General features: G+C 61.0%; 9 protein-coding genes and 1 pseudogene. 4 read left to right on the forward strand and 6 right to left on the reverse strand.

All coding sequences use genetic code 11. From position 1 onward, the window contains the following. From bcsA to bcsR, 3 genes are read right to left on the reverse strand one after another with little or no spacing between them, the layout of a single operon-like run. The gene (bcsA, locus tag ACSPHG_RS22785; protein WP_435955745.1) at window positions 1-2,619 is read right to left on the reverse strand and encodes a UDP-forming cellulose synthase catalytic subunit; all 2,619 of its coding nucleotides are present in this window, start codon (window positions 2,617-2,619) and stop codon (window positions 1-3) included. Next, complete coding sequence (gene bcsQ / locus ACSPHG_RS22790) at window positions 2,616-3,350, reverse strand: cellulose biosynthesis protein BcsQ (RefSeq protein WP_435955746.1); 735 nt, start codon at window positions 3,348-3,350, stop codon at window positions 2,616-2,618. The genes bcsA and bcsQ overlap by 4 nt, the downstream gene beginning before the upstream one ends. Window positions 3,351-3,360: 10 nt before the next feature. Then, window positions 3,361-3,546, reverse strand: coding sequence for a cellulose biosynthesis protein BcsR (bcsR, locus tag ACSPHG_RS22795; protein ID WP_435955747.1), 186 nt, complete (start codon window positions 3,544-3,546; stop codon window positions 3,361-3,363). 172 nt (window positions 3,547-3,718) lie between these two features. Here bcsR and bcsE point away from each other — a divergent pair, with 172 nt between their 5' ends. Genes bcsE through bcsG form a run of 3 tightly spaced genes read left to right on the forward strand, consistent with a single transcriptional unit; the run spans window position 3,719 to window position 7,135 of the window. Further along, the gene (gene bcsE, locus ACSPHG_RS22800) at window positions 3,719-5,281 is read left to right on the forward strand and encodes a cellulose biosynthesis protein BcsE (protein ID WP_435955748.1); all 1,563 of its coding nucleotides are present in this window, start codon (window positions 3,719-3,721) and stop codon (window positions 5,279-5,281) included. Then, complete coding sequence (gene bcsF, locus ACSPHG_RS22805) at window positions 5,281-5,472, forward strand: cellulose biosynthesis protein BcsF (RefSeq protein ID WP_435956079.1); 192 nt, start codon at window positions 5,281-5,283, stop codon at window positions 5,470-5,472. Before bcsE ends, bcsF begins: the two co-directional genes overlap by 1 nt. Further along, the gene (gene bcsG / locus ACSPHG_RS22810; protein WP_435955749.1) at window positions 5,465-7,135 is read left to right on the forward strand and encodes a cellulose biosynthesis protein BcsG; all 1,671 of its coding nucleotides are present in this window, start codon (window positions 5,465-5,467) and stop codon (window positions 7,133-7,135) included. The genes bcsF and bcsG overlap by 8 nt, the downstream gene beginning before the upstream one ends. A 152-nt stretch (window positions 7,136-7,287) precedes the next feature. Here the strand turns inward: bcsG and ACSPHG_RS22815 are convergent, their stop codons facing one another. Further along, entirely contained in the window at window positions 7,288-8,181 is an 894-nt protein-coding gene (locus ACSPHG_RS22815) for a LysR family transcriptional regulator (protein ID WP_435955750.1), read from the reverse strand. Window positions 8,182-8,240: 59 nt separating this feature from the next. Further along, a complete protein-coding gene (locus ACSPHG_RS22820) occupies window positions 8,241-9,425 on the reverse strand; it encodes an MFS transporter (protein ID WP_435955751.1) in 1,185 nt (394 codons plus the stop codon). A 375-nt stretch (window positions 9,426-9,800) separates the two neighbouring features. Here ACSPHG_RS22820 and ACSPHG_RS22825 point away from each other — a divergent pair. Further along, window positions 9,801-10,164, forward strand: a pseudogene (locus ACSPHG_RS22825) (endonuclease domain-containing protein). 183 nt (window positions 10,165-10,347) lie between these two features. Here the strand turns inward: ACSPHG_RS22825 and ACSPHG_RS22830 are convergent. Beyond that, the gene (locus ACSPHG_RS22830; protein ID WP_435956080.1) at window positions 10,348-11,322 is read right to left on the reverse strand and encodes a family 8 glycosyl hydrolase; all 975 of its coding nucleotides are present in this window, start codon (window positions 11,320-11,322) and stop codon (window positions 10,348-10,350) included. Between the last annotated feature and the right edge of the window lie 3 nt (window positions 11,323-11,325).

An 11,325-nucleotide genomic window follows, 5' to 3' on the forward strand; every position in this document is an offset into this window, starting at 1 on the left:
TCATTGTGGTTGGGCCAATGCAGACGGGGGCCGCAGCCGGGTTTTCTCCGGGCTCCGCGGAATAAATGACACAATCCAGTCCACCAGCGTCGTGAGGGTATGGAAAACAAACTTCAGCGACGGAGGGGCAAACTCCGCCAGGTGTCGGTAGCCCCGGAAGCCGAGCTTGAGGATATCGAGCAGGCTTTCGAGCGGCTTATCTTCCGGGAAGCTGTCCTGCCACAGCGCCCAGGTATCGGCACGGGCGAAGGTACACTGAATAAAATCGATGTGCTGACGGGTGGTCATGTCCGCAAGCTGGATGCCCACCTCGTCGCCAAACACGCGCACCACGCGCGCCGGGAAGAAGTACTCCTGCTGGCCGCGCTTGAGCAGCAGGTTTACCTTTTGCCCTTCCAGCACGTTGGCCGGGCCGTGAACCTTGATGCCCACCCCGCCGTCGGAATAGTCGTGTACCGTGCAGGGGAACAGGTGGCCGTCCTCGCGGGCGATGGCCGCAGGCATGGCGATCTCAACGCGGTGCGCGCGCCGCACCTGCTTGCTCTCAACCGATACCGCCACCGCGCCGCCCAAAATAATCAGGTTGTAAAACACCCACACCAGGCTCACCACCACGGTTAACACCTCGTCCTGCGGGCCGTTGAAGAAGCGCCAGACGCCGAAGGCGATGCCGAGAATATTGAGCATCACCAGCCACAGGTAGGGCTTGCTAATCACCCAGTCGACGTATTCGTTCTCCACCAGACCGCCCTTCGCGGTGACGTTGAACTTGCCTTTGTGCGGGTTAAACAGCGCCACCAGCGTCGGCTGGGCAATGTACCAGGCGAGCACCGTTTCGTAGATTTCGCTCCAGAACGAATGGCGATATTTGCCCTGAATCTTCGAGTTGGTGAGGCTCGCGTGAATCATGTGCGGCAGAACGAAGAGCGCGATCATCAGCGCCGGGGCGTAAATGATGTAGGCGTGGAGCAGCAGAAACGCCAGCGGCGCGGTCAGGAATATCAGCCGTGGTATGCCGGACAGGAAGTGGAACATGGCGTTGGCGTAGCACAGGCGCTGGGCGAACTTCAGCCCCTTGCCGAACAGCGGATTATCCAGCCTGAAAATCTGCGTCATGCCCCGCGCCCAGCGAATGCGCTGCCCAATGTGGGCGGAGAGGCTTTCGGTCGCCAGCCCCGCCGCCTGCGGGATGCGCAGGTAGGCTGACGTCCAGCCGCGACGGTGCAGGCGCAGCGAGGTGTGGGCGTCTTCGGTCACCGTTTCTACGGCGATGCCGCCGATGGCGTCCAGCGGCTCGCGGCGGATCACCGCGCAGGAGCCGCAGAAGAAGGTCGCGTCCCACATATCGTTGCCGTCCTGAACCAGGCCGTAGAACAGCGTGCCCTCGTTCGGGGTTTTGCGGAAACGCCCGAGGTTGCGCTCGAACGGGTCAGGCGAGAAAAAGTGGTGCGGCGTCTGCATCATCGCCAGCTGTTTCTCCTTGAAGAACCAGCCCATGGTCAGCTGCAGGAAGGAGCGCGTCGGCACGTGGTCGCAGTCGAAAATCGCTACAAACTCGCCGGTGGCGTGCTTCAGGGCGTTGTTGATGTTCCCGGCCTTCGCGTGCTCGTGCGTTGGACGCGCGATGTACTTCACCCCCACCTGGTCTGCAAACTGGCGAAACTCCTCGCGCCCGCCGTCGTCCAGAATCCAGATGTTGAGCCTGTCCTTCGGCCAGTCGATGCCGAGCGAGGCGTAAATCGTGCCCTTCACCACGCTCAGGTCTTCGTTGTAGGTCGGCACAAAAATATCCACCACCGGCCAGGTGTTGGTGTCCTTCGGCATCGGCACCGGCTGGCGGTTCAGCGGCCAGACCACCTGGAAGTAGCCCATCACCAGCACCAGCCAGGCGTAGGTTTCGGCGAACAGCAGCACCAGGCCGCACACCAGGCTCACCGGATCGTTCCAGTTCAGCGTCGAGGTGTAGCGCCACCAGATGTAGCGGCAGGAAACGGTGAGCGACAGAACGATCATCATCAGCGCCGAGAAGCGCCCCGGCAGCCGCCGGACAAGCAGCGCTACGCCCCACAGCAGAATCAGGAAGGTGAACTGCGCCAGCGGGTTAAACGGCTGGGTGATGCACAGCAGCGCCAGCAGGCCGGAAAACACCACGATGACGCCGAGGATAACCCGCCGCAGCACGTGGTTGAGATGCCCCAGCTCCTTTTCGTTATCCAGATGGCGCGTGCTGTGGCTAAAGCGATTGGGCAGCGCGTCCAGCCAGCCGTGCCAGCCCGCGCGCCACGCCTGCACCCGGTCGAAGGACTTCAGGCGCGACCACTGGCCTTGCCGCCTGTCCGGCGCGCGAACCAGCAGCCACAGGCTTTGCAGCGCGTAGCGCAGGGCGTCCAGCGGGCGCGGACGCGAGGGATTGATATGCGGATAAAGCCGGTCGTGCTGGGCGCGGATGCCGCTCCAGCGCGGGTTTTCCAGCGGCAGCAGCGCCCACGCGAGGGTAAACCACAGGCAGCCGAGCGCGGCGCTAAATGGCGGCGAGCCGCTGCGGCGATAGGTGCGATAGCGCGCGCCAAGCCGCTCGCTGGCGGCGGGCAGCAGCAGCCAGTTGGCGAGCGTGCTCACGCTCTGGCCCCGGAATAGTTCAGCAGGCACCAGCTGGCGAGCGTCATCAGCTCTTCGGCGGCGAGCGAGCCGGGGCGGTATTCGCCCAGCGGCTGCTTGATGGCGGCGGACTCCGCCATCGCCTCGTCGCGGTGAACCACGACGGGGATCATGTCGCGCTGGCTTTGCAGCCAGACCTGGTAGATATCATCCTGCAGCTGGCTTGCCACCAGCAGATAGTTGACCAGAATCTGCGCCCCGTGCGGCAGCGTTTGCTGGTGCAGGCGCGTGTGGCAGTTGGTATCCGGCTTCACCACGGTAATGACGTGGTCGATGCGGGTTAAAAGCTGGCGCGTGAGGGGGTCGTAGCCGTAAGGCAAATCCACCAGAATCCACGGGTAGCGCCCGCTGGACTTGAGTTCTTCGAGGGAATGGCTGAAGCCGCCGAGGGCTTTTTCAAGCGAGGTGAAGGTTTCGCGCTCGTCGTGGGTAAGCTGACCGAACGGCAGCACGTCGAGCCTTGTCGTGTAGTTCCACGCCGCGTCGTGCCAGTTTTGGTTATCCAGCAGCGCGCGCGCCCAGCCGCCGCGCTGCGCGAAGTCGATGTTGAAATTCAGGCGCAGCAAATTGTCCGGCGAGGCGTCCACCACCAGAACCGATTCGCCCAACTGCTGCAAGGCCCACCCAAGCGCTGCGGTGATAGAGGTGGTTCCCACGCCACCACGCAACCCCTGTAACCCAACGATCGCCATCAGGCACTCCCTATTGTTGCGTTAATTCCGCCAGCAGCGGCCAGCGTTTAAACGCGGCGGCCAGCTGTTCCCGCTGTGATATATCGGTGTAATCTATTTCGGGCAGTGAAAATGCTTTGCTGAGCGCTAAAAAATCATTCTGAAAAGCATAAACAAGGGTAGGTTCCCCAACATTTACCGGGTCAATTTCTTGCATATTGGTTAAGGTTCCTTAGCCACGCCCAAGCCGTAGGAAGTGGGCAAATGTTCGGAAAACGAAATTTGACTTACAATGTTAAAAGCACGCTGTTTATTTTTAATGTTAGGTTTATTTCCTGGCTTTCGCTAGTAAACTGACATACATACTAATTTATAATCAAGGGGACGCCATGGAACCCATATTTTCGCTCGGCATCCGTTCATTGTGGGACGAATTGCGACATATGCCAGCGGGTGGCGTCTGGTGGCTAAACGCTGAGCGTCAGGAAGACGCGATACGCTTAGTAAATCAAACGATTAGCGCACAAGGTACTCATACAAAAGTTGCGGTTATCACCATGGATTCTAAACCCCGCGAGAAGATTAATCTGGAGGCGGATCACGGCCCGGAAAAAATTCGCCTATACAGCATGCCAAATTCGCAGAATAGTCTAAAATCCTTGCGCCGCGATCTGATGTGCAGCATTAATCCTGAACATTACTTATTTATTGTTCTGGGCGCGCCCAACGCCTGGGATAATATATCAACGGCAGATTTAAGAAAATGGCTAGGGAACATCAGTAAATGGACGCAACGCTATAAATGCACACTCCTGTTCATCAATACAGGGAATAATAGCGACAAACAGCGTTCTTTATTAGTTAGCGAACACCAAATGCTTAACGGCCTCGCCAGCCTGCGCTATCAGGGCGATATTTATCGCTACGACGTTTCGTTCTGGTGTAATGAGAAAGGCGTCAGCGCCCAGCAGCAGCTCGATCTGCAATGGGACAACGGCTGGCGGCTGGTGGAAACCACCGAAACCGTGCTCCAGCCGCGCAGCGACGAAAAGCAAATTCTCAGCCATGTCGCCATTCTGGAAGGCGCGCCGCCGCTGTCGGAACACTGGCAGACGTTCGACTCCAACGAAGCCCTGTTCGAAACCGCCCGCAGCGCCCAGGCGGCTACCGTTATCTTCTCGCTTTCGAAAAACAATCAGATAGACAGCATCGCCCGCCAGATTCATACCCTGCGCCGCCAGCGCGGCAGCGCGCTCAAAATTATCGTGCGGGAAAATATCGCCAGCCTGCGCGCCACCGACGAACGCCTGCTGCTCGGCTGCGGCGCGACGCTTATCATCCCGTGGAACGCGCCGCTGTCGCGCAGCCTGACGCTGATTGAAAGCGTGCAGGGCCAGCAGTTCAGCCGCCACGTGCCGGAAGACATCAACCTGCTTATCGACCAGATGCAGCCGCTCAAGCTGCGCGGATACCAGCCGTGGGGCGAGTTTTGCAGCGCTATTTCGGCATTAATGAACAACACGCTTCTGCCGCAGGACGGCAAAGGCGTGATGGTTGCCCTGCGCCCGGTGCCGGGTCTGCGCGCCGAGCAGGCGCTTACCCTGTGCCGCACTAACCGCATGGGCGATATCGTCACCATCGGCGAAAACCGCCTGATCCTGTTTTTATCGTTCTGCCGTATCAACGACCTCGACACCGCCCTGGGCCACATTTTCCCGCTGCCGGTGGGGGACATTTTCTCCAACCGCATGGTGTGGTACGAGGATAACCAGATAGCCGCCGAGCTGGTGCAGATGCAGGCGCTCAACCCGGAAAAATGGGCGAAACCGCTGGCTGTCTCCGCCGACATTAGCGAAGCGCGCAGGGCCAAGCGCGGCGGCGAGGCGGTGCGCCGCATTCCTACGCCCGTCACCCTCCTGAAAGGGCCGAAGCGGGAGCAGGCACAATCATGATGAACCTCACCGATATCCTCCAGCTGGTGCTGCTGTGCGCGGTAATTTTTATCCCGCTGGGCTACTGGGCGCACCGCTGGCTACCGCGATTGACCGCGCTTATCCGGCTGCTCTTTTTAAAGCCACGTTACGTTAAACCGGCCGGCACGCTGCGCCGTTCTTCCGTCAGGGCAGACCATCGAAATGACTAAAAAACCAAAAGCGGTAACGCCGCTCGCCCCCCTGTGGCAAAACTGGCGCGGCCTCGGCGGCTGGAACTACTATTTCCTGCTGAAGTTCGGCCTGCTGTGGACCGGCTACCTCAACTTTCACCCGCTCGCCAACCTGGTGTTCGTCGCCTTTCTGCTGCTGCCGCTGCCGAGCCTGAAGCTGCACCGCCTGCGCAACTGGATTGCGCTGCCCGTCGGGATCGGCCTGTTCTGGCACGACACCTGGCTGCCCGGCCCGGAAAGCATCATGAGCCAGGGCTCGCAGCTGGCGGGCTTTAGCCTCGATTACGTGGTCGATTTAGTCACCCGCTTTATCAACTGGCAGATGGTGGGCGCCGCCTTCGTGCTGCTCGTGCTGTGGCTGTTTCTCTCCCAGTGGCTGCGCATCACGGTGTTCGTGGTGGCAGCGCTTATCTGGCTGAACGTGTTGACGATTGCAGGCCCGGCCCTGTCGCTGTTCCCTGCCGCTCCAGCGGCTGCCACGGCGGGTGCTACGGCAACGGCGACCGAAACCGGTGCGGCGGTAGCCCCGGTTCCCGGCGATATTCCCGCGCAGACCGCGCCGCCCACCACGCAAAACCTCACGGCCTGGCTGAATAACTTCTACGCGGCCGAGGCGAAGCGCGTGACCAAATTCCCCACCGAGCTGCCTGCCGACGCGCAGCCGTTTGAGCTGCTGGTGATCAACATCTGTTCGCTCTCGTGGGCGGATATCGAAGCGGCGGGGCTTAGCTCGCACCCGCTGTGGAAACACTTCGATATCCTGTTTAAAAACTTCAACTCCGCGACCTCCTACAGCGGCCCGGCGGCGATTCGCCTGCTGCGCGCCAGCTGCGGCCAGCAATCGCATAAAGATCTTTATCAGCCCACGGGCAACCAGTGCTATCTGTTTGAAAATCTGGCTAAGCTCGGCTTCAGCCAGCACCTGATGCTCGACCACAACGGCGCGTTTGGCGGCTTCCTGCAGGAGGTTCGCGAGGACGGCGGCATGCAGGCACCGCTGATGAACCAGGCGGGCCTGCCTGCCGGGCTGCTGTCGTTTGATAACTCGCCGGTGTACGACGACACGGCGGTGCTCGACCGCTGGCTGGAAGGCGAGGAGCGCCAGAACAACCCGCGCAGCGCCACCTTCTTCAACCTGCTGCCGCTGCACGACGGCAACCATTATCCGGGCAACAATAAAACCGCCGACTACAAGGCCCGCGCCCAGAAGCTGTTCGACGAGCTGGACGCCTTCCTGACGCAGCTCGAAAAATCCGACCGCAGGGTGATGGTGGTCATCGTGCCGGAACACGGCGCGGCGCTGCAGGGCGACAAGATGCAGGTGTCCGGGCTGCGGGATATTCCAAGCCCGGCGATCACCCACGTTCCGGCAGGGGTGAAGTTTGTCGGCATGAAGGCACCGCACGAGGGTAACGCCATCGAAATCGCCCAGCCGAGCAGCATGCTGGCGATTTCCGAACTGGTGGCGCGCTCGGTGGACGGCAAAAACTTCGTGGCCGATCGCGTGGACTGGGAGGCGTTAACGCGCGGCCTGCCGCAGACCGCCGCGGTGTCCGAGAACTCGAACGCGATTGTGATTCAGTACCAGGACAAGCCGTACGTGCGCCTCGGCGGCGGGGATTGGGTGCCTTATCCGCAGTGATTTTTTTGGCGTAGGGACGCCCTCACCCCGGCCCTCTCCCCCAGGAGAAGGAGAAGTCAGAAAGGCTTCTCCGGACATTCCCCCCTCCCTCAGCGAAAGGGAGCAAAAGAAAATCCCCTCTCCCGGCGGGAGAGGGTTAGGGTGAGGGTGGTTTAGCTAAACCTCGCCACCGCCCACTCGATAAACACCCGCAGCTTGGCGCTAAGGTGGCGGTTCGACGGATAAACCAGGAACATATGCTCCTTTGGCGGCTGCCAGTCGCCCAGCACGCTGACCAGCTCGCCGCTTTGCAGATGGGCTTCGGTCATAAAACGCAGCGTCTGAATAATCCCCAGCCCCGCCAGCGCCGACGCCAGCAGCGCGTTCCCCTCGTTAACGCTCACCTGATAGCGATGCAGCAGCTCGATGGTTTTGCCGCGGTCAACGAAGCGCAGCGGCAGCACGCGGTCGTTAACCGCGTGGCGATAGTGGGTCAGCGGGAAGCCCTGCTCCAGCTCCGCCGGGTGTTTTGGCGTGCCGTAACGGGCCAGATAGTCCGGCGAGGCGCAGGTTACCCACTCCAGCTCGAACAGGCGGCGGGCGATAAGCGTGGAGTCGGCGAGCGGGCCGCTGCGGATCACGCAGTCCGCGCTGTCGTTGATCAGGTCGATATTGCGGTCGCCAACGCCCAGATCGATCTGGATTTGCGGATAGCGCTCTAAAAACTCTCCTAGCGCAGGCAGCAGAACGTGCTTTGCCGTGCCGCCGCCAACGTCAATGCGCAGCACGCCCTGCGGCGCGCTTTGTGATTCGGTCATGCAGCCTTCCATCTGCTCCAAATCCGCCAGCCACTTCACGGTGCGGCGGTAGTAGCACTCGCCCTCCGGCGTCACCGACACGCTGCGCGTCGTGCGCTGAAACAGCTTGGTTTGCAGATGGTCTTCCAGGCTTTTAATCAGCTTGGTAAAGGTGGCCTTCGGCATGCGCAGCGAGTCGGCCGCGCGGGTAAAACCGCCGGTTTCCACCACCCGGTTAAACACGCGAATAGCCAGTAGATGATGATCCATAGCGCTCTCTGTGGCAGCCCCCGAGCGGGCCGGGGACTGTTTATCAACGGGAATAATCGTTATGACTGTTTAGCGCTAATCATGTTACTGCGCAAGGAAAGCCCGAACACCAGCGCGGCGGAAAGAATCAGCGCCCCGCCGAACAACATCGCGCTGCTCACACCCTGCCAGTCCACCACTTCCCCGCCCAGCAAAGCGCCGGATGCCAGCGCGGTCTGAATCACACACACCAGCAGCGCCTGCCCGGCTTCGGGCGCCTGCGGCACGGTGGCGAACATCCAGTTGGTGGCACACACCGGCACCGCGCCAAACGCCAGCCCCCAGACCAGCACCATCAGGGTGGCGCCGGCGAGGCCGCTCAGCAGAGGCGAGACGATCAGAATGCCCGCAAGCATCGCGGCGACGAGGATAAAGGTTGCACGCAGGCTGTGCTCGGCGAGGCGCTCCCCGGCAAAGGTGCCCAACAGCCCCACCGCGCCGTAGGCCAACAGCTGTACGGAAATCGCCGACGGGCTAAGCACGAACACCTGCTGCAACAGCGGGCGCAGGTAGGTATAGGCGGCGAAATGGCCGATGAACAGCAGCACGATGGCAATCAGCCCGATGCGCGCCATCGGCAGGCGGAACGGCAGCAGCAGGTCCTGCGGCGTCACCGGGCGGCTCGGCGGAACGGGGGTAAGCAGGCGCAGCTGGGCAGCAAACACGCCAACGGCAAGCGCCGCGCTGCCGAAGAACGCCGCGCGCCAGCCGAACAGATCGCCAATCAGCGCCCCTGCGGGCACGCCGCAGACGGCACCGACGGACACGCCGCTGATGATCAGCGCCACCGCGCGGCCCTGGCTCGCTTCCGGCACCAGATGACGGCCGTAGTTCATCGAAAATGACCAGAAGCCGCCGACGCAGACGCCGAGCAGCACGCGGCCCAGCAGCATCATCGGGAAGTTAACGGCCACGGCGGAAATCAGGTTGGACACCACCAGCAGCGCGGACAGGCCGATCATCAGCAGGCGGCGGTCAAGGCGGCCGGAAATCAGGCTTAATACGGGAGCCGCCACGGCGGCGACAACGCCCGGCGTAGTGACCATCAGCCCCGCGGTGCCGGTGCTCACGCCGAGAGAAGGTGCGATGTTGGTCAGCAGGCCGATAGGCAGAAACTCGGTGGTGACCATCACAAAGCAGGCGACGGTCAGCGAAAAGACCGCCAGCCACGAGGTGATTGCAGGTTTATCTTTATTATTCAGCATAGTAACGCCCGTCTGTTTGATTTGCAGAGCCAGAAAGTGACAGGGATCACAATCTACGCAGGGAGCGACGAGGGATAAATCCGTCTGGGCGGATTTCACTGTTTCCATGGGTGAACAATGGCGAACGCCGCCCCGCGCGCGGTTTGCAAGGCTATTGCCGGAATGTGGATAAGGTTGGGAGGAATTGGTGGAAGGGGAATGTCGGGTTGAAGGTGAAATGTCGGGTTGAATGTGAAATGTCGGGTTGAATGTGAAATGTCGGGTGGCGCTGCGCTTACCCGACCTACAAAACCAGCATTTGTAGGGTGGATAAGCGCAGCGCCATCCACCATCTAACGCTTGCGCCTTACCCGACCTACGAAACTGCGCCAAGCCATGACGCCTGAAGAACAGCAGATGTGGTGGCTCCTGCGGAACCGCCGTTTTGCAGGTTACAAATTCAGAAGGCAGCAGCCGGTGGGGGCTTTTATTCTCGATTTTGCCTGCTATCGGGCAAAGCTCGTGGTTGAGCTTGATGGCGGTCAGCACGATGAAAATCGTGATTATGACCGGGCAAGGACGCAATGGCTGGAGAAGAGAGGCTGGACGGTTTTGCGCTTTTGGAATAATGAGTTCAGGGGGAACGAGGAGGGGGTGTTGATGGTGATACTTGAAGCGCTGGCGTCGCTTTCAGGTCAGGACGCCCTCACCCCGGCCCTCTCCCCCAGGAGAGGGAGAAAGAAAGTCTCCGCTTCTGTAGGAGAGGGAGAAGGAAATAATCCGCACCGTACAATCTCCTCTCCTGGGGGAGAAGGTGAAGGAGATAATCTGCACCGTACAATCCCCTCTCCTGGGGGAGAGGGAGAAGGCAATAATCCGCACCGTACAATCCCCTCTCCTGGGGGAGAGGGTTAGGGTGAGGGCGTCCCAATCTCACAAACTATCACCGCGCCAAACCCACCAGCATCTTCAGGCTCGCGGAATAATAATCCTCCTGCGCTCCGATGGCAGGCTCGCCTGCGGGGAGCTGGCCAAGCACCAGATCCCGCACCGCGAGCAGGCCGCCGTCCATCATATAGGGCGCGGGGTCGCCGGTGGTGACGTTCACCCAGGCAGGCGTTTGCGTGCGCGAGAAGCGGCCCCACCAGGCTTTATACGGGTCCAGCAGCGGGCTGGACGGGTTGAACCACTTCACGTACAGCGGCACGCGGATCGCGTCGTAGCTAAACCTTGCCGGCCACTCTTTGGCGGGCGTTACGTGCCCGTCGGCGTAGAGCGAAACCCAGTCGGCCGGAAGCTGCGTGTTGCCAAAGCGCATTTTCACCAGCAGCTTTTGCCCGTCGCTCATCAGCTCCTGCCATACCGCCAGGTGGCTGCGGTTGGCGAAGTCCTGCCAGGCCGGAAAGACGAAGTAGGACGGATTGAGGTTCACGTAGCTGTTGAGGTTAAAGCCTTTCGCGCCCGGCAGCATCACGCGGTAGCCGCCAAAGCGGATGACGTTGTGCGCCACCAGCGCCTTCACGATGGCGTCCGAGGCCTTGAGATAGCCGTCGTTATGCCACTGCTCGCCCGCCTTCAGCAGCGCCCAGGCGATAAAGGTGTCGCCGTCCGTCGCGTTGTTTTTATCCGCTATCGGCTCGGCGGCCGCCGGATCGTAGCGCCAGTAGAACAGGCCGTTATCCGGGTTTCTGAGGGTTTTATCCGTCCAGCGCCAGATTTTGTCGAAGCCTTCGCGGTCGTTGTTTCTCACCGCCATCATCATCGCGAAGCCCTGGCCTTCGGTGTGGCTGACGCTGTTGTTGGCGGTGTCGATGATGCGCCCGTCGGCCATCAGAAAGCGGGATTTATAGCTGTCCCACGCCTCGCCCGCCAGCGCCTGCTGGCTGATAGCCATCGCCAGCACCGCCACGATCAGCATTTT

It is taken from the genome of Dryocola baronae (assembly GCF_051297175.1).
Taxonomy (GTDB): Bacteria; Pseudomonadota; Gammaproteobacteria; order Enterobacterales; family Enterobacteriaceae; genus Dryocola.

What these genes read in the sequence shown, in the direction of transcription:
- ACSPHG_RS22815 (WP_435955750.1), bottom strand. Translation starts at nt 8,181, where the DNA reads ATGGATCATCATCTACTGGCTATTCGCGTGTTTAACCGGGTGGTGGAA.
- bcsF (WP_435956079.1), top strand. Translation starts at nt 5,281, where the DNA reads ATGAACCTCACCGATATCCTCCAGCTGGTGCTGCTGTGCGCGGTAATT.
- bcsE (WP_435955748.1), top strand. Translation starts at nt 3,719, where the DNA reads ATGGAACCCATATTTTCGCTCGGCATCCGTTCATTGTGGGACGAATTG.
- ACSPHG_RS22830 (WP_435956080.1), bottom strand. Translation starts at nt 11,322, where the DNA reads ATGCTGATCGTGGCGGTGCTGGCGATGGCTATCAGCCAGCAGGCGCTG.
- bcsR (WP_435955747.1), bottom strand. Translation starts at nt 3,546, where the DNA reads ATGCAAGAAATTGACCCGGTAAATGTTGGGGAACCTACCCTTGTTTAT.
- ACSPHG_RS22820 (WP_435955751.1), bottom strand. Translation starts at nt 9,425, where the DNA reads ATGCTGAATAATAAAGATAAACCTGCAATCACCTCGTGGCTGGCGGTC.
- bcsQ (WP_435955746.1), bottom strand. Translation starts at nt 3,350, where the DNA reads ATGGCGATCGTTGGGTTACAGGGGTTGCGTGGTGGCGTGGGAACCACC.
- bcsG (WP_435955749.1), top strand. Translation starts at nt 5,465, where the DNA reads ATGACTAAAAAACCAAAAGCGGTAACGCCGCTCGCCCCCCTGTGGCAA.